Below are 22,578 nucleotides of genomic sequence, written 5' to 3' on the forward strand. Positions count from 1 at the left end.
TGCGAAAAGCAGCAAAACGTTGTGCTGGAGATAGTGCAACATTATTATGTTCACAATCATTCGTGTTATTCGCACAAGATTTGCTAGTTTGCAACCGCGATGAATGAGACATAAACAACATATCGCTTTCTCATAAAATTACGGAACGAAGAAAGTTGCAATACTAAGTAGGTATTGCAAAACGCGCATCTTACTATCAACAGCTATAGTTGAATATCTTCTTCACGTAACGATTTTTTATCCCAATGCAGCCATATTGCGCGATGAATTTCGCGAATATGTTGATGACGCTCAACAACCTTTTCTCTAGTACGCTCATAGCGTTCTGCAGATTTTTGAATAGGCAACGTAAAAAGAGGATCTGTAGGCTCGTCGTCGTTCTCATGAGTCTCGTTTAAGGCTTCAAACTTAGAGGCTGCACTATCTGTAAAACTAAAGCAAGTCTTGGCTAGTCGCATTGCACTTAAAACAACTACCACTATTCCGGCAGCAATCATGCATAGCATAAACATTGTAATGACTAGCCAAATCCACCACGGCATACTACTCCTCCGTATTTGCGTTATCAGCGTGATTAACACTTAATTCACGCTGCGCACGAGCAATAATCATGCTGCGCAATGTTTCTGGAGCAACAGCGGTAATATGTCGTGCATGCGCAATACAAAAAGCTACAAACCAAGAATCTGACGAAACAGTAAGACGAACTTTTACACCGTTGCCGCAAGGTTCTACAGTAGCGCCAGAAAGATTCTTTAAGAAATTCAACTCTGTTTCATCAGTCATAAAGCATGTTTCTGTACCATTATCAAAACTCCACTTACGTAGTTCGCTAACTGGCACGTCAGGAATCGTCACTGGAGAAACAGGTGACACAACTTCTGCACGCTCAATACGTGCTACACGCAAAACTTGCCAAATACGAGGCAAACCGTTAGCTTTATTAATCGTCGTGTCTTTAGTAACAAATTCGCGCTTATCTTCTGGCGTCTGCTGCTCAACATCAGTCCACACAGCAACGTAGTACACGCCTTCATCAACATAAATCTTTGAAGGCGCTACAATCTTACGACGAATACGTCCGGCTCCATCAGTGTACTCCATATCTAACAGCGATTGAGTATTAATAGCGCTGCGCACAATAGAGCAATTACGAGGTTCAATCTCGTATCCAGTTAGACTTAGCCATGGTGTTTGCCCTGGCAGCACATGGCGACGAAGACGCTTATATAACGATTCTGCCTGTTCGCGCTGTTCAACAGGCAAAAGCAATGAATGAGCCAAATAATTTGCTGATGCTGTGAGCATACTCAAATACTGTTGCGAAATACCAGCAAGACGTTCTAAGCCCAAAGAATTTGTAGCAGAAACAATATTCTCGTTCTCAAGAAGAGTCCAATCAATATCGAAGAATTGACTTCCAGCCATTTCACCATCATCAGAAACGGTGGTTAGTGTATTAATATCTTTGTGAAGAATAGTAACAAAACGATGAAGTTCATCATCATTCTTCGGTTTACCAATAAAACGTTCTGCAAGCTCATTTAACGGGAATTCTTCACCAAGATGTGCAGATAAGAACAGCATTAATCGCAAACGACGATCTACTTCACTGCCAGTTTGGAACGATGAACCTTTCTTTGAATGTGCTTTACTAGTGTCACTCTCTTGAGTATCTGAAGTACCTCGTGCTACTTCTACACTATTTTCTGCATCAATTGACTGTTCTTGTTCATCGTAGGAAGCAAATTCAACTGCTGCATGCAAGCGACGATGGAATGCATCAACAGCTTCCTGTGGACTTACCACACTTGAACCAGGATGCTCCAATACAAACATTGCTAAATCATCAGCATCTGTATAAGCAACGTTTAAATGCTCCCCATCAACATCTACTGTTGCTGCAAAACGACGCGAATCGATAACTTTCACCAAAGAGTCAGGTAGTGTCTGAGTGCCAAGACCTGGAGCAATAGAATCCAAACCTAACCCTGGAATCGGTGTTTGTGGAACGCGAGGAGCCGTACGAGAAGTGCGTTGCTGTTCATGCTGATCGGATTCGAGCGAAGAAATAGACATAGAACGAGCAAGATAATTCGCAGCTGCTAATACTGGCAACTCCGCTTGATCGAAGCGCAGACGCACACGAGGCTCATCACCCAACTGCAAACGATACGACGCAAAATCTTGACCTTCTGACTTTGAAGAATACTCAGGTTGCCTAGATTCAATTGCGATACCCATAGCAGCGAGCTTTGCACGGTCACGCTGGAATTGTTTTGCGAACGCTGCTTTAGCTGCTTGATCTGCAAGCTCACCATATGAATCTGCATATGCTTTTACGCGTTGCGCAATTTGCCGCGAAGTCAGCCATTGCGGGAATGCGGAAGACAATACAGCGAGCACATCAAGCTCGTGTTTGCCCCATTTGTCGGAAAAACGTCGCCTTCCGTTGCTTCCTTCTACCATTAGTCCTCACGTATCGTTATTAGTTCTGTTTATATATATATGTGCTGCGCATAAAGTATCGCTGTGTTGCAGATTTACTTCTTGCGTTATATTGCACACGCTATTCTATTTTAATGGTGTTTTGCGGTACGTGTGGACATTTTTCAAAAAAGTTGTGATATTTCTCGATTTTTTATTCACGCGCACAGCAACAACGTTGAAAATACGCCATTTTCATGCGACACGCCATATTAACTTTCGTGGGAATTGTATTTCTTACGAGCCTAGAAAGCCACAGCATGCGCATATTATGGTATTACACCCAAGAATCTGGCTCAATTCCTTGCGGTCCTACAAACTCTCCATTTGGCACATAACTTGGTTCTCCTGTATCTTCTAACACTGCATCAGCAAACATAGAGACTTGATTGCCGAAAGTCCAGTCACCTCGAATAGTTACTGATTTTGCTGCTGCTAATGCAGGCACAGAGTATGGGAAACGCTCATTAAAATCGTTGATATTTTTGTAATATCGCGGATCTAAATCTATGTCAGGAAAGATATAGTTACCATCTTCCATTTCGTAAGAATCAGTAAGATGGAAGCGATCTGAACGCATAATAAACAAGTCGTTAGTGGTTTTTACTGGCAAGAATCGCATGCGGTCAACTTCTACACAAATTGCATCATCAAATAATGAAGCTACAGCGCCCATAGCAGTTTCTAATTGGATTACCGGCGTGCTGTTGCTATCTGTAGGATCAACAGTTTTTCGATTGCAAATAACGGGTAGTGGCAAAATGCCGTTGTATTCTTCCAGCTTTTTTTGCAACGCATCGACGCGAACCCAAATATTATTAGTATTAAAATATGGATGCTTTTTAATACTTTGTGCGCTTCTACGATCTTCAGGATGAACCTGTGTCATTTCACGAAGTATTAAACGCCCAGATTGTGCATCCCGAACAATATGACCACCCTTACGGTCAGCTTGGGTACGTTTCGCTACTTCAATCATGATTGGAGCGCCTGTATTTTCAAAATGCTGCGCAAGAGTGCGAGAAGGTCTGGCGCCTAAATTGTCAGAATTTGAAATAAATAAATACTTAATTCCGTGCTTTTGCAAAATGTGCAGCAGATCAGATTCCCAAAGTGTTGAGAAAATGTCTCCATGCCCTGGAGGACACCATTCAAGAGAAGGATCATTGCTATGTGAAACTGGTTCTCGAGTTTCTTCTACTAATTTAGGTTCTTGATGCTGAATAATTTCTACAGGAATATCGTTTTGCGTAAATTTGCGGTTGCGTTTAAGCACTTGCAAAGTATCGTGTGAAGTTCGGAAAGAATTCATAAAAATAAGAGGAAGCTCAACTCCTAAACGCTGACGCGCTGTAAGAACTTGACCAATAATAATATCTATAAAACGCATTTGCCGTGCTTTATGCCTACGGACAGGCAGTAAGGATTTTGCGCAGGACAATCCCATAGAAGTTCCCAAACCACCATTAAGCTTAATAAACGCTGTTTTAGCGAATGCATTTACAGCTTTATCGTGGTCAATAGTTTCGTAAATTTCATGGAAGGTTGGCACAGTTTTTATTGGTTCTACTGTATTCTCTCGAATAAATTCACTTGATTGATCGTTTCGCCATACATCGTACAAGTGAGCAAATTGTTCAATAGCAGTATCGCTCATATTGTGTTCGCGCATCTTTGCGGCGGACAACTCAAATGCGTCATCCATGTAATAGCCTCCTCGTATGCATGTGACCTTAACAGTTTAGCGATTTGTACGGCTGTTCGCAAACGTGCTTCACTGTAAACGTATTACGTGATTATTACTGTTCCATTATTTTGTTCATGAGGTTGAGTTTTATTACGACTACGTATTCTTCTACTGAGTATTAAAAAATAAAAAGCGTAGTCAATAAACAATGTTATTGACTACGCTTATGAATTCGCTACGGATTATGCTTTTGGATCATCTTTAAGATGATGTTTTGATGTATTTTTTGCATTATCCTTGCGATTACTTTTTGTAGTATTTTTACTATTTTCTTCTGTTTCATCACCAGTTTTTAGATGATGCTCATCATAACCCTGCAAGTAGCGTGTATGACGCCAATGATGAATAGAAGCGTTTGTGCCACGATGATGAACGTGATACTTACGAGGTGTGCCACCATAAGGTAGCTCTTTAACTTCGTCAGCCACTGCCATCTGGTTTACGTTAGAAGGATCCATAATTGCGATTGGTGCAACTGGATCCGCTTCTGTTGGCGCTGCAGTGCGATTCTTCAAATGCGAAGGCAACCATTCTGCGAACCAAGACAAAGCAAGGCAAATTAAGAAGTAAATAACTGCTGCGACGCTTAAGGTTTGCAAAATATTAAAGTACATTGATCCAAGTCGGCGAGATTCTTGGAGCAAATCAGTGTACATAATAATTGAACCAAGTGCAGTATCCTTGAGGACAACTACAAGCTGAGTTACAGCTGCTGGCATCATAGCAATAATAGCCTGTGGCATTTCAATTTGCGTAAGAGACTGATACTCGCTTAAACCTAACGCTAGTGAAGCTTCACGCTGACCGTTTGGTAAATTACCAACGCCAGACCGCACTAATTCTGCAACCACGGAGCCGTTATACATAATCAATGCCAACACTACAGCCCAATATGAAGCCTCTTTCATTCCGGAAAGCGCAAAAGCTCGCCACAAGAAAATCATCAGCATTAACACTGGCACAGCTCGGCAAAATTCAACGACTACTGCAGAAGCGCTACGAATAATAAAATTCGGTAGCAAACGGCATAATCCAAAGAATAAACCGAAAACAATAGAGCCAATTACTGCTAGCAAGGATGCTTTTAGTGTCATCCATAAGCCTGGTAAATAGAAATCAATCCAAGCTTCGGACTCTAATGCTGGATTCCATAAAACCCAAGAAAGCTGATTTTCTCCTTCAGGAGGATTGCTTAGTCGCATGAGTAAAGCAATAACGCAAATAGCAAATACGCAAGCTGCAATAATATTTGCAATTCTAATTTTTTTAAGTGCTCTTGGACCAGGAGCATCAAATAATAATGATTGTTCACGTTGTTTAGCCATCGCTATCACCTTCTCACTGCAAGCTTGTTAGACAGATACGTTGTCAAAATGCCGATAGGAATAATGAGAATGATGTATCCGCAGGCGAAGATTAAGAAGATTGGAACAATTAAATCCGCATGTTTTTCAATCATCTCGCTCATCATAGTGGAAGTCTCTGTAGCAACAGAAGCTGCTGCAGCAACTGTGGAATTTTTCAGCAACGCAATAAACGTATTGCCTAATGGTGCTACGGAACCGCAGAAAGTTTGTGGCAAAATAACTTGCGTTGCAGACTGGAAGAAATTCAAACCGAGAGCACGGCAAGCTTCAGCCTGACCAACAGGTACAGTATTAAGTCCGGATCTTAAAGATTCACACACAAATGCTGCCGTGTACAGAGACAAGCCAGTAATTGCAAGCCAGAAGAAATTCACTTCAAAAATTGATGAGAATCCCAGTTTAAGCTGAGCGTACACACCTAAAACCATGAAAACCATGATAATTGTAAGAGGCATGTTCTTAAACAATTCAACGTAAGCAGTTGCGACCATGCGCAGAGACGAAACTGGGCAAATGCGCATAGTAACAAGTATTACGCCAATAATGGTGGAAAAAAGTACACTCCACAATGTGATTTCAATATTAACCAAGAAGGCTCCTGGAATATTGTAGGAACTAAAAAGTTGCACGAAATCTTGCATGTTAGTTCTCCCCTTCTTGAGGAATTGGCGGATTATACTTAGCATTTGGTTTAAAACCAGTTCCGCGCAAATTGTCGTTTAGCGCTCGCTTCCACGAGCCGTTACGCATCATGTCTTTTAAGGCTGCATTAATTCGCTTTGCTAAGCGAGTGTTACCTTTTTTGATTCCAATGCCGTAATATTCTGCGGTAAATGGTTTGTTAACAAGCTTTAAGCGACCTCGTGAAGCGGTTGCCAAACCTGCGAGAATAATATCGTCGGTAGTTACAGCATCCACAATGCCCGAGAATAGTGCAGTTGCGCACTCAGCATAACCTGGTTGCTGCATAAGTTGCACTTTTGAAGAGAACTTCTCTTTAATAACGATTGCAGATGTTGAGCCAGATACTGAACATAAACGCTTTCCGTCTAAATCGTTTGGACCGCTCACCTTATGCTCATCTTTGCGAACTAATAAGTCTTGACCAGCAACGAAATATGGTCCTGCAAAAGATACGATATTCTTGCGAGCGTCCGTAATCGAATATGTTGCTACAATCATATCGACGTCACCGTTTTGAAGCATTGTTTCGCGCTGCTTAGATGGTGATTCTTTCCATACGATTTGATCTTCCGAATACCCGAGCTTTTTGGCAACATATTTAGCAACGTCAACGTCGAAACCTACGTAAGTTCCGGCTTTTTTGAAGCCCAAGCCCGGCTGATCAAACTTAATGCCAATTCGTATTACTTTTTTACCGTCGCTGCGGTCGCATGCTGTAAGAGGCATGACGCAGCAAACTGTACAAAGTACTGCTAATATCGCACGAAAAATGCGATTATGTAATATTTTCATATCTTTTCCCTTCATAAGAACTGTTTTTCGCATGTTTTGGCGTTTAAGCTAAAACGAAATTGAAAAAGCACTATTAGTGCGTGAGAATCTTGGAAAGGAAATCTTTAGCTCGATCGGTTTTTGGATGCTCGAAGAATTCTTCAGGAGTACCCTGCTCAAGGATTTGACCGTCAGCCATGAACACGATGCGATCTGCAGCTTTACGAGCAAATCCCATTTCGTGTGTAACGCAAATCATGGTCATACCTTCTTTAGCGAGCTCAACCATAACATCCAATACTTCGTTCACCATCTCTGGATCAAGAGCAGAAGTTGGCTCATCAAAAAGCATGACTTTTGGTTGCATAGCGAGAGCTCGAGCAATGGCTACACGTTGCTGCTGACCACCTGAAAGCTGTGAAGGCATTTTCTGCGCTTGACTATCAACGCCTACTCTAGTAAGTAGTTCCATAGCTAAGGATTCAGCGCTCTGCTGATCCATGTGACGAACTTTCATTGGAGCAAGTGTTACATTTTCTAGAATCGTTTTGTTTGCGAAGAGATTAAACGATTGAAATACCATGCCAACTTCTGCACGCAAAGCGGCAAGTTCTTTACCTTCTTGCGGAAGTGGCATGCCATCGATACGAATATCGCCAGAATCAATGGTTTCTAGACGATTGACAGTACGGCACATGGTTGATTTACCAGAACCAGATGGACCGATAATAACTAAAACTTCCCCTTTATTAACGGTAAGGTTAATATCTTTAAGCACATGCAATTTCCCAAAATGTTTTTCAACATGGCTTAATTCAACGAGGGGATTTGCCGCTTGTTGCACTTTAGCAGTGCTAATAGTCATATCCTCGGCGTTTGGATTTGACTTTGATACTTGCTTATCCATAACAAGAAGTCTAGCTAAACTGTGTTACGGTTATTTATCACTATCGTTACGTTTTGTAACTCTTACGTTACAAATAAAGCCGTTAATTGCGATTATTAAACCAACAATCAACGGCTTCGTAACAATTAAATTTTACAAGTAACTATTTACTCGTCTTCTTCTGGATCGTAGTCAACACCAGTTTCTGCGCGCTGTTCGTCTGAAATTGGAGCTGGAGCACCAGTTAGAGGGTCACGACCGCCACCAGCCTTAGGGAAAGCGATGACGTCGCGGATTGAGCTTGCACCTGCCAAAATTGCAGCAGTACGATCCCAACCCAAAGCAATACCAGCGTGAGGTGGAGCACCGTACTTAAATGCTTCAAGCAAGAAGCCAAACTTTTCGTCTGCTTCTGCTTTATCGATTCCAAGAACGTTCAAAACACGATCTTGAATATCATCGCGGTGAATACGAACTGAGCCACCGCCCATCTCGTTACCGTTGCAAACAATATCGTAAGAATCGCTCATGGCGTGCTCTGGATCTTTATCGAACTTATCAATCCAATCAGCAGATGGCATGGTAAACGGATGGTGCATAGAAGTCCACTTTGAGTGACCAACAGCAACATCGTCATCATCTGGATCATCCGTGCGCTTAAACAGTGGGAAGTCAACAACCCAAGTAAAAGCAAACTCATCTGGGTGAAGTAATCCTGCGCGGCTAGCAAGTTCAACGCGTACTGCGCCAAGCAAAAGCTGGGAAGATTCGCGAGAGCCAGCTGCAAAGAACACTGCGTCGCCATCTTCAGCGCCAACAGCTTCTTTCAAACCTGCGCGTTCTTCTTCACTAAGGTTCTTAGCAACAGGACCTTTCAGCTCGCCATCTTCGCCGAAGACTACATAAGCTAAGCCCTTAGCGCCACGCTGCTTAGCCCAATCCTGCCAAGCATCAAACTGGCGGCGAGGAGTTGCAGCGCCTCCCTTAAAGAGCACTGCGCCAACGTAAGAAGCTTGGAATACGCGGAATGGAGTGTTCTTAAAGAAGTCAGTCAACTCAATAAGAGGGTTACCAAAACGCAAATCAGGCTTATCGGAGCCGTACTTATCCATAGCTTCCTGCCATGTAATACGAGGCAAAGGAAGAGTAATCTCATGACCTGCTTCCTTCCAAATAGCCGCAATGACGCGCTCCGCCATAGCCATAACATCTTCCTGGCTTGCAAAGCTCATTTCCATATCGAGCTGAGTGAACTCAGGCTGACGATCGGCACGGAAGTCCTCATCGCGATAGCAGCGCGCAAGCTGATAGTAGCGTTCGACGCCAGAAACCATGAGCAACTGCTTTAAAAGTTGAGGAGACTGTGGAAGTGCGTACCAAGAGCCTGGAACCAAACGTGCTGGAACAACGAAGTCGCGTGCGCCTTCTGGAGTGGACTTAATAAATGTTGGTGTTTCAACTTCAGTAAAGTCCATATCTTCCAAAGCGTGACGAGCAGCCTTAGCCATATCGGAACGCAATTTCAAATTGCGCTGCATGGATGGGCGACGCAAATCAAGATAACGATACTTCAAACGAACATCTTCACTAGGAAGCTTGTTTTCGGACTCGTTTTCCAAAGCTGTAGAAACTTGGAATGGTAAGGCATCAGACTTTGCAAGAATGGTAACTGTTTCTGCAACAATCTCAATTTTACCGGTTGCTAGATGATCATTCTCGTTACCATCTGGGCGCAAACGAACTTCGCCAGTTACTTGTACAACGAATTCGCTACGTAACGGACGAGCAGTTTCTTCATCATAAATAACAACCTGCACTAAGCCTGTGTTATCACGGACATCAACGAAGGCAACTCCACCGTGATCACGGCGACGGTCAACCCAACCAGCAATGGTCACTTTCTGCCCGACCAAGTTCTCAGTCACTTCAACGGCATGATGTGTACGATACGCCGTCTGGCTCATAAGTCCACTTCCTCTACGTTCTAATATTGATATATTCATTTGTTTTATTGACATAATTTTACGCGCAGTATTCAGGCAAATTCGCGAGAATATTATTGAGCGCATGAAACTGTCTGCCGGGCATAAACAGTATCCGGTTGCCACGACGTGGCATCTGCAGATTCTTGGTCACCCGTAATAATATTCTTTACTTCATCATGAGCGGAGTCAGATTCAGTACTATCCGCTGGGAACCATACGTAAGGAATGCCCAGTTTGTCAGCATATTTGATTTGTTTACCAAGTTTCGCTGCAGTTGGTGCGACGTCAGCTGCAATACCGCGTTCGCGAAGCTTTCTAGCAATTTCATTGCATGCGGGACGATCTTCTTCATTCCATACTGCAACCATTACTGCAGCAGGAGAAACGCGAGAAACTGTAGCACCTGCTGTATGGAGCATGTAGGAAAGTAAACGTGACATGCCGATTGAAAGACCTACACCCGGATACTTTTTCTTGCCTTGTGAAACAAGATTATCGTAACGTCCTCCAGAACAAATAGAACCAAGCGATGCTGCGTTATCAAGGAAAGTTTCGTAAACTGAACCAGTGTAATAATCAAGTCCACGAGCAATCTTTAAATCAGCAACAACGGCACCTGGACGAATACGTGCTGCTTCGTCAACAATCATCGCAAGCGTTTCAACACCTTCTGAGGCTAAAACATACGATTCATTATCTTCGCTTCGAGAAATATCATGCTTATCACATAATGCGTCGAAACGAGATTTTAATTCTTCGCCTGTTTCCGCAGTAAGTTCTGCTAATTCTAAGCATGCTGCAGCTTGAGAATCTGTAGCTCCACACTCTTTTATGAGAAGCTTTGACACCTCTTCGGCACCAATTTTGTCAAGCTTATCGATTTCGCGAAGTACGCCCTCTATATCTGTTAAGCCAATGCCACGGTAAAAACCTTCAGAAAGTTTGCGATTATTAGCGTGTACAGTTGCTTTAGGGAGACCAAATTTGCGTAAGCGTTCAAGAGCTTCAACCATAACTAATGGTAATTCAACTTCATAATGAGCTGGCAAATCACCATTACCAACTACATCAATATCTGCTTGCACAAATTCGCGGAAACGACCTTCTTGAGGTCGCTCCCCTCGCCAAACTTTTTGCATCTGCCAACGTTTGAACGGGAATGCTAAATCACCCGTATGCTCAACAACGTAACGGCTAAGCGGAACTGTTAAATCAAAATGCAAGCCAATTCGTTCTTCTACAGGAGTGTCAGATTCGTGACCAACTTCTTGCAATCTTGATAATAAATAAATTTCTTTACTGGTTTCACCTTTTTTTAGTAAACTTGAACCCTGTTCAACGGCACGTGTTTCAATGCCAATAAAACCGTTGAGTTCAAAGACTTCTCGTAGTGTATCGATTACTTGCTGTTCAACAGCGCGTTCACTAGGAAGCCATTCAGGGAAACCTGATATTGATGAGCCTTGTACCATGTCCACTATAATAGGTGGTGTTGCGGAAAATCATGGCTTACCGTCATACTTATTCGTAACACTGTTATTATGCATTTGCTGTAAGGAGTCGTCCCGTGACCGAACAGACTAAACCTGAAGAAACTATCCAATCCAATGCCACACCAAAGCCGCATGTGCCATCACCAGCTAGCTTTGCTCATAAGGCTCGTGTTGTTGCGCAAGCTCCAACTATTTCCTATAGTGAAGAGGATATTAAATCGGCACAAAACTTTGGTCGTGTTGATGAAAATGGTACCGTATATGTTCGTGAAAATGGTGCTGAACGTGAAGTCGGTCAGTATTCTACTGGTACTCCTGAAGAGGCTTTAACTTTCTATATTCATCGTTACCTTGATTTGAAAATTAAGCTTGATTTGTTTGCTAAGAGACTGGAATCTTCTAACGTCAAAGCAAAAGAAATTGATGAAACGTTACATGCTTTGCAAACTGAATTAGAAAATCCTGCGGCTGTTGGTGATCTTGCTGCTTTGCGTGCACGACACGCCGAGCTAAAGGCAAAGGGTGATGAAAAGAAAGAAGCACTTGCGAAAGCGCGTAAAGAAGCTCTTGAGAAAGCTCTCAAGGAGCGAGCAAATATAGTAGAACGTGCTGAAGCATTAGTCGCCCACATGAGTGAGTCAACAAATTGGCGTGAACTCAATGATAAGTTGCGTGCTCTTTTTGATGAGTGGCAGGAACATCAGCGTACAACTATTCATTTAAATAAGGCTGACGCTGACGCTTTGTGGCAGCGCTTCTCTAAAGCGCGTTCTGCATTTTCTCAAGCTCGTAATTCTTGGGTTAAAGAGCGTGAGCATGTGCGCAATAATGCTAAACAGCTTAAGGAAGCTATTATTGCTGAGGCAGAAGCACTCAAGAGCTCTACAGATTGGCGTGAAACTTCTATGAAGTTTAATGCATTGATGGATCGTTGGAAGAAAGCAGGAAATGCGGGTCGTCAGCATGATGATGCTTTGTGGACTAAGTTCCGTGAAGCTGCGGATGCTTTCTATCACGCACGTCAAGCTGATCGTGAAAAGATGAACGCTGGAGAGCACGAGAACCTTGCTAAGAAGGAAGCGTTGCTTGCAAAAGCTGAAGCTCTGCTACCTGTCGAAAATGAGGAAGCTGCTAAGAAAGCTCGTAAAGCATTGTCTGCAATTCAAGAAGAGTGGGATGCTATTGGGTACGTTCCTCGTGAGGATATGCGTCGCATCGAAACACGCCTGAATGATGTTGATAAGAAGATTAAGGCTGTTGAGGAAGCTGCTTGGAGGGATGCTGATCCTGAAGCTAACGCTCGTAAGTCTAGTTTTGCTTCGCAGTTGCAGGCACAGCTTGATGAACTTGATGCCGCAATTGCTAAAGAAAGTGATGCAAAGCGTAAAGCTAAGTTGGAAGCTGAAAAAGCTACTAAAGAGCAGTGGTTGAATGCTATTAAGTAATTTGCTTCATAACAGAATCAACAGGTTCTAAGAAATTGAAAGAAAGTATGGGGTTGCTTGAAGAATCAAGTGGCCCCATACTTATTTTTATTATTATTTTCCGAATATTTTCTTTATTCAGATTTTTCTATTAACGATTGAGCAAGTTTTACGAAAGTACGAGCTAATTGGGAATCATCTAGTTTGCCTTTTTCATTGAGTACTGCTGGACGTCCGCACTCGCCGATTTCCCTGAGCATCGGGTCAAATGGAAGTTGAGCTAAAAGAGGTACGTTGCTGTGGAGAGCATTACAAAGTTGTTCGCTGACTCTTTTTCCTCCGCCGGAACCGAATATTTCTAAGCGTTCGCCATTATTTTCAAACCAGCTCATATTTTCAACAACTCCACGCACACTTACCGGAATTTGTAGAGCCATCAGCCCTGCTCTTACTGCCACGTCTGATGCACTTGGTTGTGGAGTGGTAACAACAACAAGTTCAACACTTGGTAAAGATTGTGCCACTGCTAATGCCATGTCTCCTGTGCCTGGAGCTAAATCAAGTAGTAAAACGTCTGGGTTTCCCCACCATACGTCCGAAAGAAATTGTTCCAGTGAACGCTGTAAACGCGGTCCTCTCCACAAAATTGCGCGATCAGTGCCAGCAAACATGCCAATTGAAATAAGCTTTACTCCCCAACCAACCACTGGCATCAGCATGCCATTAAGATTTGTAGGCTGTGAGTTGATGCCGAACATGCGCGGTAAAGAAAACCCATATACGTCAGCGTCAATAGCTGCAGTATCATAACCTAGTGCGGCAAAAGTTGCGGCTAAATTAGCAGTTATCGAAGATTTACCAACGCCACCTTTACCGGAAGCAATAGCGAAAATTCGTGTGCGTGTGCCAGCTTTGTTAAACGGGTTTTCTTTACGCTCAGCTTTTAAATCTGCTACTAGCTTTTCTAACTTACTTTTGCTCATAGCAGTAGCAACAACATGAGGTATCAGTGTTGCTTGAGGATATTGAGCTACAACGTCTTGAACTCGTCCTGTAATAATTTCTGCTAATGGGCAATTTGGTACAGTGAGCTCAAGGTTAATTTCTACATCATAAGTTGGTTTAATTTTGGTTGATGCTTCAATTTTTTCTTTAACGTGCACGCCAGTTACCATATTGAGTTCTGTAACTGAACGTCCTAATTCTGGATCAATAACGCTACCCAGCAAATCGTAAACGCGTGTTTCGAGTTCGCTTGTGTTATTCATTACGTTAATGTTCCTTGCTAGTATCAACAGTAAGCTCAGGTTGATCTGTTGATTGTAACGCAGTCTCTACACTGCCGGTTTCTAGCAGAATGTTAAACTGCTGTACGGTAAGCGTTGGAATACCAAGTTCTTGCGCTTTAGTTGCTTTAGAACCAGCGTTTTCGCCAAGAATTACGCAATATGTGTTTTTGCTTACTGAGCCTGAAGCTTTGCCTCCTCGAGATACAATCGCTTCTTTTGCAGTGTCTCGAGTAAATCCTTGCAAAGTTCCAGTAACAACAACAGTTTTGCCAGATAATGTTTGTGGTAGTGTTGAAGTTTCGATTCTACCAACTACGCCAGCTGCTTTCCACGCGTTAAGTACTTCGCCACGCCAATTGTTCTCCAATTGGGCTTTTTGGAACCAGTCATAAACAGTTTGCGCTATTTCCGATCCTACTCCATCAATGTTGGTAAGTTCATCTACTGTTGCGTGAGCAATATTGTCAAGCGAGTGGAATCGCGCAGCAATAAGCCTTGCTGTTGGAGGTCCTAGTCTGCGTATAGAAAGAGCCACTAGCACGCGCCATAGTGGCGCATTTTTGCCTTTTTGGGTGATTTCTTCGAGCATGCAACGTGTGGTTTCTGAAGGTCTTGAGTAAGTTGGTGCTTTAACTATTATAGTTTCGCCATCTTTTTTGATGCGTTTGTCTGTAGTGCCGTTAACATAAGCATCTGCTGGAACATGGAACTGCGGGTATTGAGGATTCCACGATTCTTGAGGTTGCTCTTGTGTTGCCTTTTTGTCAGCCATACTTTCATTGGTTGCGTTTTCTGTACTACTTCTCTCAACATATGATGCTGTAAGAGTACGAGTCCAGAAAGCATTTACTTGCCTCCATAAGCCTGAGCCACCAACCTTTTTGGTGTGTTTCCGTAATTTTCCGTCCTTATCAATTTCTTCCCATTCTTCGATATGAGGTATTTCTTTCCATACTTTTACGTTTCGCAAGTCGTTTGCAGTAATGTTGAAAATCCCAGCTTCGCTTTTTAATACAGGTTTTTGTGGTTCTGGAAGTGGTAATACGGTTTGTGGAATATATGGTTTTGGGGTTTCACCGCGACGGGTAACTATTTTGTCAATATCTTTGCAATAAACTTCAGCGGTAGTAGGTCTAGAGTCTTCCGGATTAGTTAACGCTAAAGCAGCTGCTTCCCCGAGATTTTCAATGTCGAAAGCTTGCCTAGAAGCTAAATTGATAATGCGCTCAGTAAGCTGAGCTGGGCAATTTTCTACATTTGGGCAGCGAATATCTTTATCTCCTTCTTTTGCAGGAGCTAATTTTGTGCCGCAAGATGGACAATATTCTGGCATAACGAATTTACGTAACTGGTTTTCTCGCCCTTCGCGCGCTTTAAGCACTGGTCCGACTAGTTCCGGAATTACGTCGCCTGCTTTACGAACTACGACTGTGTCACCAATGAGTACGCCTTTGTGCTCAACTTCGTAAGCATTATGAAGCGTTGTTCGCGAAATGGTTGACCCGGCTACTGTTACAGGCTCTAGTACGGCTACTGGTGTAACTCTTCCTGTTCTTCCAACTTGAACAACAATATCTTTGAGAACAGTGTTCACTTCTTCTGGAGGATATTTATATGCTATGGCCCAGCGTGGTGCGCGAGAAGTTGCTCCTAGTTGACGTTGCAAAGCACGATCATCAACTTTAACTACAATCCCATCCAAAGCGTGCAAAACTTTGGCACGATTTTCGCCATAATAGTCAATCATGTCTTGAATTTCAGCGAAATTGGAAACGTTGCGCGTATATGGAGAAACTGGTATTCCCCATTGTTGATAAAACTTATACGCGTCGGATTGATTAAACGTTGTTTCGCTATGAATATGACTCGTGTTTTCTTTCCATTGAAGCTCACCTAATCCGTGTGCGAAAAAACTTAATCTTCGAGTCGCAGTTATGCGCGGATTTTTTTGACGAAGCGAACCTGCTGCAGCATTTCTAGGATTAGCAAAAGGAGCTTTCCCAGCATTTTCTTGATCTTCGTTAAGCTTACGAAAATCAGCCCACTTCATGAACACTTCCCCGCGGATTTCTACAAATTCAGGAATATCGTCAGGATTTTCAGCATGAAGTTGCGTAGGTATTGCTTCAATTGTTCTCACATTGAGTGAAATATCTTCACCTGTTACGCCGTCTCCACGAGTAAGACCCTGCTCAAGAGTGCCGTTTCTATAAATAAGATTCAGTGCAAGCCCATCAATTTTTACTTCGCACGTCATTGGTAAAGGTTTTGACTCAGGCCAGTGCAAGTCGCGCAACACACTATCGTACCAATCATGCAATTCGTCAAGAGAAAAAACATCATCCAGACTCATCATGCGCGAAGGGTGCTTTACAGAAGCAAAATCATTAGAAAAAGTTCCTCCTACGCGGTGCGTTGGAGATTGAGGCGTGTCTAGCGTTGGAAATGCAGCTTCTAATGCACTTAACGTACGTATGCGAGCATCGTATGCTGCATCTGAACTCGTTGGCGCATCCTCAACATAGTATGCGATTTGATCGGATTGTGTCCAAGCAGCTAATTTCGCCCATAATCGAGCAGCTTGCTCCGTTGTAAGTGTGGCAGGCTGTAGCTTTGAAAGAGCTAGAGCATCTGCGTCTGTAGGTTCAAGACTAGCAATCCAAGTATCAGTATCCTCGTTAAGATTCCAAACATGTGTTTCTTTGGTTCGACTTGCATCAGTTTGCTGACTGTGTTGTTGTTCGTTATGTTTCGCGTTTTGAACTTGAGTAGATTGTATGCGAGCAGACTGTGTTTGCGTAGATTTTTCTGCAGTTTCATGAGTAGCAGTTTGCTCATCAAAATCATCAAAAAGCGTCCACTGTACACTTTGCGATGTTGTATCATCGTGAGCCACACTCATGAAAATCCCCTTTCGGCTCAATATTAATTAATATTCATTCGCTCTCTATGACGACTGCTACTGCAACGTTTTTATACGCAGTATGCAGATTGTAAGGCTCATTATAAGCCTGCTTTGCGCTGTCATTTTGCGCGTGCTAAGCATGTAGTGAACGCAAAAATTGCGATTGTACAGCGCCTTCCAAATCCTCGTGCAGTGTCATACGAATATGGGCAACACACAATGTTCTTGCAATCACAAACATACCATCGTCAACAGTAAGTTTTGCAGCTTTACTAATAATATGATTTGCTTCAATATTAGGCCAAACAGGAATATCATCATTCCTGAAATATTGCTGCACTTCATCCATATTAGCTGGAGCTTTATAACACTGCGAACGCATGCGTGAAAGCAACTCATCAAGTTCCATCTGTAGCGGATCGATTCTACCAGGAGCAAGATAACTAGCCATACGGTATGCGCTTGCTGCAAGTGTGAACCTATCTTGCATCCATGCAGCATACGCTAGCCTGTAGTACGCAAATGCAGCATCATCTTTGTCAAACGATACGCGCAATGCGTTTAAACATGCTGCTATAACTGACGACCAATCTTCTTGTTGAGATAATGCTGCAGCTAATCGCAAATGAGATAACGCATATGTTGGCGCATAAGCAACCATGCTATTCAAATGATTAAGAGCTGCATCATGCTGATGTAGCTGAGATAGTAAATCTGCAAGTTCCATGTGTGCGTAGAATAATCCGTCTGGAATAAGCAGTGTATGTTCATCTGGAGTAGCAAATAAGCGGTTGTAAACAACGCGCTCAGCATAAGAATTAAAGTACCGTGGCACAGTGTTTTCTACTGCAAACATTGCATCAAATTTAGCAATATTTTTCTCATATTCGTCAATCGCATGCTTAATATCGCCTTCTATAAGCTGTTCTTGAGCATGTACGTGCATTGCTCGTATATCTTGCGAAGTTTTAAAAGAAAGTTCCGGTATTACTGTTTCGTCAATAAGTGCTCGTGTTACATTATCAGCTTGTGCACTCAGTTCCGGGTCGCCGATATGCTCAATAATGTTCATAGCTTCTCGAGCTTTTTCAGCAGTTGTAAGCATTGGCTGTGCTGCAATATGGTGGAAATCAGCAACAGCCTGTTGTAACAAATCTTCTCGCTGAATAGAAAGCCCTTGTGCGTGATCTGTTCCTAAAACATCTTCTTGATCTTGATCGAATATAGTATCGGAAAATTCAGGTTCTTCTTGAGCTCCATGTGGCGCAAAAGAAGTATCATGCAGGTCGAAGGACGCGTCAACAGTACCAAGAGCACCACTGTTGAGTATATGCATACTTGCGTGAGATTTTTCGTACAATACTATTGGATTTTGTAAACCATGTGAACGAATGTATTGTATAAAACTTTCGCGCTTAAAAGTCACCGTCATAAGCGTTCGTATTTCAGGAGGTTCACTAAAAGCCGCTAAAGGATTCGCATTATTTTCACCATTGTCATTGTTTTCGTTGTCGTGCAACGCTTGTGAAACATGCGAAATACTCATGGTATTTGTTTGATGAGTATCAGGCAATGCTACATGAGAGTTTGACTCATCGTTTCCATTATTCAGACTATCAGTTTCTGAAGATTCGTCATTATGCTCACTTGTAATAGCATTCGTTAAATCATGAGTATGCGAATCCACTAACGATTGTGCAGCTTCTACTACATCCGCGAAAGGCAAATGTTGCAAATCTTGCAATTGCGCGGGGTCTCCATGAACGTCACCGTCTTTTGGATCGCCTTTTGCAGGTGTTGCATCACTGCTCATAGTATTAAGCGCTCTCAGCGTTTTAGTAAGCAAATTACTAATAGCATTATCTTGAGCAGCAACCATTTCTTCTAATCCAACAGAATCAAGCCGGATGGAAACTTCCTGTATTTTTTCGTCTATACCAAAGGCGAGCGTTGCTAACATAATACCGATGCGCAAATTGTAATTTGTTGCCATAATCGACTTTTCAATACTACTGTATTTGTGCCACGCAAGGTTTTCAGCATCATACTTGTATACAGGCATAAGCGATGCGCCAGTAGCGGTGAATGCAAGTGCAACTTTCCCATCACTAAGATTGGATCGAAAATCAGTGTCAAAACGGAATGGCAAATACAAGCTACGTATAAGTTCAGAAAGAGACTGACGATACAACCATTCCCCTGCTTCATCTTGCTTCAAATATGAAGCAGACTGTTGGCATTTACGTGCCTTGCGCCACAAGTACATGAGTGGACGAATATTGTCATCTTGTAGCGGACTACCAAAGTTTTGCATGCCTAAAGATTCACTTGCAATAAAAGCAGGGTCATCAATTATTGCATTATCAATAGCAGCAATGCGCTCACAAGTAACGTTGTCCTCTAAACTTTTTCCGCCCTGCGAAGCGTTAGTTTGCAAGCATTGGTAAATTGCTTGCAGTCTGTTAAGAGCTCCTTCAATGCGTAAAACTTTGAGTGCCGCAGCAGGTTCAAGTGAGTCATCCCAAATTAAGTAGTGTGCTGAGGTTCGTTGAGCTTCCTGTAGATGCAGTCTTTCAGCTCCGTGAACAGCTTCTAAACCATGAGTTGGTTCTAATGCGCCAACATCATGCATAACACGCTCATAGTAAGATTCCAAGCCTGAAACTCGTAAACCTTCTTTGCGTACGTTTTGAATATCGCTTACGCTTCTTCTGATTGCACCAAGAGGAGCTTCAGTGTGTAATCGGTGTAATACGTGGTAGTATCCGAAGCCAGTTAAACTTTGGTGTAAATCTGGTATGAAAAATGTTGCGAAAAATGCTGTAGCAATAGCATCGGCGTACGAAAGATTACAACGCAAGGAATCTGGTAATAATACTCGCGTACTTTCGAGTGTATATTTTTTGTGCTTTCCTTGTCCACAGCATAGCCATGAAGCAACTTGTCGCAAACCATCATTTAGTGAAACTTGCATTACAATATCGCCATACACAATAGATGCATTGTTAGTATTTTGATTATTTACTACTTGCAAATGTTGTTTATATTTTGTAATACGTAGATTTTGCAATATGCTGCGATATAGGTGCGCAACGCTATGTGACGATGGTTTCGTATTTGAGCCGTAGAATCGAGTCTTGTTGCGTAAATCGAAAGATCCTTGCTCAATTAGTGACAATTGTGGTAGACGTTCAATAGCTTCTGCAGGAGTTACTGTGTCTCCTGTATATACTCTGCCATCTTCATCAGCAATCGCGAGTTGGCGGAAGTATTTTCCGTCATCTTTGCATAAACCAATGGCGACACCAAATTGTTTTCCTGGAATGCTAAACCAAGCTAATTGTGTGTTTGCAGGTAATCCTGGAAAATCATGGAAAATGTGATGCTGAGTGAAAGCAGGAATAGCCGTAATTTTCCCTTGTTCCCACAATGAGTTAATAGCATCTATCATGATTGACGTACGATCTTTCTCAGAAGATGTCTGTTCATTAGATTGCACGTCGTCAGTCATAATCCCCGTTCTTTCAATTCGGCACCACTTTGCGGTTTGTACAACGTTTTTGTACAACGTTTAATTACTAAGCATTGCCTGTACTCGTTACATTATAGTTCGTATACAAGTAGTATATAGGAAAAGCATGTTTGATGCATGAATGTTGCTGAATTGTGGAAATCTATGTTTCTAGTTTTTGTTACGTGTTTCGGGTTATTTCCCAAAACGAACTTAGTTTACCACTTGAAATGAAAGTTTCTAGACTAAAAGCGGACATATACGCTGAGACATGTGATAGAAAATAAAAAAATCTCAGCGAAATATGAGGACATATCCGCTGAGACATTACATGGAGCGGACAACGGGACTCGAACCCGCGGTCTCAACCTTGGCAAGGTTGCGCTTTACCAACTAAGCTATGTCCGCAAAACAAATGGTTATTTTAGTCTATATTTGTGAGAATTGCAAATCCTCCATGTTTCATGTTTGTAAGAATGTTATTTTTCCTTAATTTCCAACGGTTTAACGGTGTGTTGAAAATAATTGTATTGTTATAAGTAATGCTGTAATGTGCATGGATGTGTGTTGATGATTATTAATTGGTGTTTTTTGTAATTTTTTAAACAATTCTTGTTTTATTTGTGATTCTTCTTGAACAGAATTATTTTTTATTGCAATTCGCATATAAAAAATAATATTTTTTGCAAAATCTGTAAAAAGTTATGTAAAATAGACGTAGCCGTTGTCCTTAACCAATGAAGAAACGAGGACAAATAGAACAAGGAGGTCTCTATGAAGGCTATTGTTGCAACCAAGGATAAGAAAGCTCAGGTTGTTGAGAAGGAATTGCGCCCACTCGAGTTCGGTGAAGCGCTGCTTGATATGGAGTGCTGTGGCGTATGCCATACTGATCTTCACGTAAAGAATCAAGATTTTGGCGATAAAACTGGCGTGGTACTTGGTCACGAAGGTATTGGTATTGTTCGTGAGGTTGGACCTGGCGTAACCACTTTGAAGCCTGGAGATCGCGCATCAGTTGCTTGGTTCTTCAAGGGCTGCGGTCACTGCGAATATTGCACTACAGGTCGTGAGACTTTGTGCCGCAGTGTGTTAAACGCTGGTTATACTGCTGATGGCGGTATGGCTGAACAGTGCATTGTTGCTGCTGATTATGCTGTAAAAGTTCCAGAAGGTTTGGATCCTGCTCCTGCAAGCTCCATTACGTGCGCAGGCGTAACGACATACAAGGCAATTAAGGAATCTGGCGTACACCCTGGCGAATGGCTGATTCTTTTTGGTCTTGGCGGTTTAGGTAATCTTGCTTTGCAATATGCTAAGAAAGTTTTTGGCGTTCATGTTATTGCTGTTGATGTGAATGATGCACAACTTGAGTTTGCTCAGCAGTATGGCGCTGATTTGTGCGTGAACCCGTTAAAGGAAGATGTTGCTGAGTTTGCTATGAAGAAGGTTGGCGGAGCTCATGGCGCTGTTGTAACTGCTGTAAGCAAAGCTGCATTTAATACTGCTGTTGATTCAGTGCGTGCAGGCGGTACGGTTGCTGCTGTCGGTTTGCCTCCAGAGGATATGGAACTCAGCATTCCACGCTTGGTACTTGACGGCATTCGTCTTGTAGGCTCCCTTGTTGGAACGCGTAAGGATTTGGCTGAGGCTTTCCAGTTTGGTGCTGAAGGATTGGTTGTGCCACAATGCCGTATGCGCAAGATGGAAGATATTAACGATATCTTTGATGAAATGCTTGCTGGCAAGATTCGTGGCCGCATGGTTATTGATCTTTCGCACTGACAAGGATTTTTAGAAAAGATTTCTGATAGGAATTTGTAAAAAGTAAAAAAGTAAAAAAGCGATTATAGAAAGGTAGTTAAGCGTGTGAAGGAAAGCCTTTGAGTTTTTTCTTCACACGCTTTTTGCTGTTCACGTCTGCTTAAATTAAACTAATCCCCTTATTCAACAATCACCATGCATTTTTTGGGGTGGGAGTGTATAGATAAAAAGTGGTAAGAAATCATGTCTTAGGCCTTGCAATACA

14 protein-coding genes and 1 tRNA gene are annotated in these 22,578 nt (G+C 42.4%); 2 read left to right on the forward strand and 13 right to left on the reverse strand.

From position 1 onward, the window contains the following. Positions 1-203 precede the first annotated feature (203 nt). The 9 genes from HMPREF3208_RS04435 to hisS form a co-directional block, all read right to left on the reverse strand. On the reverse strand, positions 204-542 hold the full coding sequence (locus HMPREF3208_RS04435; RefSeq protein WP_016636620.1) for a hypothetical protein: 339 nt from the start codon (positions 540-542) through the stop codon (positions 204-206). Position 543: 1 nt separating this feature from the next. Further along, a complete protein-coding gene (locus tag HMPREF3208_RS04440) occupies positions 544-2,469 on the reverse strand; it encodes a helix-turn-helix transcriptional regulator (RefSeq protein WP_016636619.1) in 1,926 nt (641 codons plus the stop codon). A gap of 295 nt (positions 2,470-2,764) precedes the next feature. Further along, positions 2,765-4,192 (reverse strand): UTP--glucose-1-phosphate uridylyltransferase, encoded by a 1,428-nt coding sequence (locus tag HMPREF3208_RS04445; protein ID WP_016636618.1) that lies wholly within the window; start codon positions 4,190-4,192, stop codon positions 2,765-2,767. 224 nt (positions 4,193-4,416) lie between these two features. Then, a complete protein-coding gene (locus HMPREF3208_RS04450; RefSeq protein ID WP_032818717.1) occupies positions 4,417-5,559 on the reverse strand; it encodes an amino acid ABC transporter permease in 1,143 nt (380 codons plus the stop codon). Between the two features lie 5 nt (positions 5,560-5,564). Next, entirely contained in the window at positions 5,565-6,242 is a 678-nt protein-coding gene (locus tag HMPREF3208_RS04455) for an ABC transporter permease subunit (protein ID WP_016636616.1), read from the reverse strand. A gap of 1 nt (position 6,243) precedes the next feature. Then, positions 6,244-7,077, reverse strand: coding sequence for a glutamate ABC transporter substrate-binding protein (locus HMPREF3208_RS04460; RefSeq protein ID WP_050567760.1), 834 nt, complete (start codon positions 7,075-7,077; stop codon positions 6,244-6,246). A gap of 73 nt (positions 7,078-7,150) precedes the next feature. Next, a complete protein-coding gene (locus HMPREF3208_RS04465; RefSeq protein ID WP_032814368.1) occupies positions 7,151-7,921 on the reverse strand; it encodes an amino acid ABC transporter ATP-binding protein in 771 nt (256 codons plus the stop codon). 188 nt (positions 7,922-8,109) lie between these two features. Continuing rightward, on the reverse strand, positions 8,110-9,906 hold the full coding sequence (gene aspS, locus HMPREF3208_RS04470; RefSeq protein WP_064347415.1) for an aspartate--tRNA ligase: 1,797 nt from the start codon (positions 9,904-9,906) through the stop codon (positions 8,110-8,112). Positions 9,907-9,998: 92 nt separating this feature from the next. Then, positions 9,999-11,399: a histidine--tRNA ligase gene (gene hisS, locus HMPREF3208_RS04475; RefSeq protein WP_064347417.1), complete on the reverse strand. Its 1,401-nt coding sequence runs from the start codon at positions 11,397-11,399 to the stop codon at positions 9,999-10,001. A gap of 95 nt (positions 11,400-11,494) precedes the next feature. On the opposite strand from hisS, the gene HMPREF3208_RS04480 reads away from it, so the two are divergent. Then, positions 11,495-12,865, forward strand: coding sequence for a DUF349 domain-containing protein (locus tag HMPREF3208_RS04480; RefSeq protein ID WP_016636611.1), 1,371 nt, complete (start codon positions 11,495-11,497; stop codon positions 12,863-12,865). 113 nt (positions 12,866-12,978) lie between these two features. Here HMPREF3208_RS04480 and HMPREF3208_RS04485 read toward each other — a convergent pair whose 3' ends face one another. The 4 genes from HMPREF3208_RS04485 to HMPREF3208_RS04500 form a co-directional block, all read right to left on the reverse strand. Continuing rightward, positions 12,979-14,112 (reverse strand): Mrp/NBP35 family ATP-binding protein, encoded by a 1,134-nt coding sequence (locus HMPREF3208_RS04485; protein WP_016636610.1) that lies wholly within the window; start codon positions 14,110-14,112, stop codon positions 12,979-12,981. Between the two features lie 4 nt (positions 14,113-14,116). Beyond that, positions 14,117-17,035 carry an NAD-dependent DNA ligase LigA gene (gene ligA, locus HMPREF3208_RS04490; RefSeq protein WP_016636609.1) on the reverse strand — a complete coding sequence of 973 codons (2,919 nt, stop codon included), beginning with the start codon at positions 17,033-17,035 and terminating at the stop codon, positions 14,117-14,119. Between the two features lie 136 nt (positions 17,036-17,171). Then, a complete protein-coding gene (locus HMPREF3208_RS04495) occupies positions 17,172-20,549 on the reverse strand; it encodes a tetratricopeptide repeat protein (RefSeq protein ID WP_064347419.1) in 3,378 nt (1,125 codons plus the stop codon). A gap of 332 nt (positions 20,550-20,881) precedes the next feature. After that, a tRNA-Gly gene (locus HMPREF3208_RS04500) sits at positions 20,882-20,957 on the reverse strand. A gap of 366 nt (positions 20,958-21,323) precedes the next feature. On the opposite strand from HMPREF3208_RS04500, the gene adhP reads away from it, so the two are divergent. Next, on the forward strand, positions 21,324-22,334 hold the full coding sequence (gene adhP / locus HMPREF3208_RS04505; protein WP_016636606.1) for an alcohol dehydrogenase AdhP: 1,011 nt from the start codon (positions 21,324-21,326) through the stop codon (positions 22,332-22,334). Positions 22,335-22,578 lie beyond the last annotated feature (244 nt).

The organism is Gardnerella vaginalis, assembly GCF_001546485.1.
Classification (GTDB): domain Bacteria; phylum Actinomycetota; class Actinomycetes; order Actinomycetales; family Bifidobacteriaceae; genus Bifidobacterium; species Bifidobacterium vaginale_D.

What these genes read in the sequence shown, in the direction of transcription:
- HMPREF3208_RS04435 (WP_016636620.1), bottom strand. Translation starts at nt 542, where the DNA reads ATGCCGTGGTGGATTTGGCTAGTCATTACAATGTTTATGCTATGCATG.
- HMPREF3208_RS04440 (WP_016636619.1), bottom strand. Translation starts at nt 2,469, where the DNA reads ATGGTAGAAGGAAGCAACGGAAGGCGACGTTTTTCCGACAAATGGGGC.
- HMPREF3208_RS04445 (WP_016636618.1), bottom strand. Translation starts at nt 4,192, where the DNA reads ATGGATGACGCATTTGAGTTGTCCGCCGCAAAGATGCGCGAACACAAT.
- HMPREF3208_RS04450 (WP_032818717.1), bottom strand. Translation starts at nt 5,559, where the DNA reads ATGGCTAAACAACGTGAACAATCATTATTATTTGATGCTCCTGGTCCA.
- HMPREF3208_RS04455 (WP_016636616.1), bottom strand. Translation starts at nt 6,242, where the DNA reads ATGCAAGATTTCGTGCAACTTTTTAGTTCCTACAATATTCCAGGAGCC.
- HMPREF3208_RS04460 (WP_050567760.1), bottom strand. Translation starts at nt 7,077, where the DNA reads ATGAAAATATTACATAATCGCATTTTTCGTGCGATATTAGCAGTACTT.
- HMPREF3208_RS04465 (WP_032814368.1), bottom strand. Translation starts at nt 7,921, where the DNA reads ATGACTATTAGCACTGCTAAAGTGCAACAAGCGGCAAATCCCCTCGTT.
- aspS (WP_064347415.1), bottom strand. Translation starts at nt 9,906, where the DNA reads ATGAGCCAGACGGCGTATCGTACACATCATGCCGTTGAAGTGACTGAG.
- hisS (WP_064347417.1), bottom strand. Translation starts at nt 11,399, where the DNA reads ATGGTACAAGGCTCATCAATATCAGGTTTCCCTGAATGGCTTCCTAGT.
- HMPREF3208_RS04485 (WP_016636610.1), bottom strand. Translation starts at nt 14,112, where the DNA reads ATGAATAACACAAGCGAACTCGAAACACGCGTTTACGATTTGCTGGGT.
- ligA (WP_016636609.1), bottom strand. Translation starts at nt 17,035, where the DNA reads ATGAGTGTGGCTCACGATGATACAACATCGCAAAGTGTACAGTGGACG.
- HMPREF3208_RS04495 (WP_064347419.1), bottom strand. Translation starts at nt 20,549, where the DNA reads ATGACTGACGACGTGCAATCTAATGAACAGACATCTTCTGAGAAAGAT.
- adhP (WP_016636606.1), top strand. Translation starts at nt 21,324, where the DNA reads ATGAAGGCTATTGTTGCAACCAAGGATAAGAAAGCTCAGGTTGTTGAG.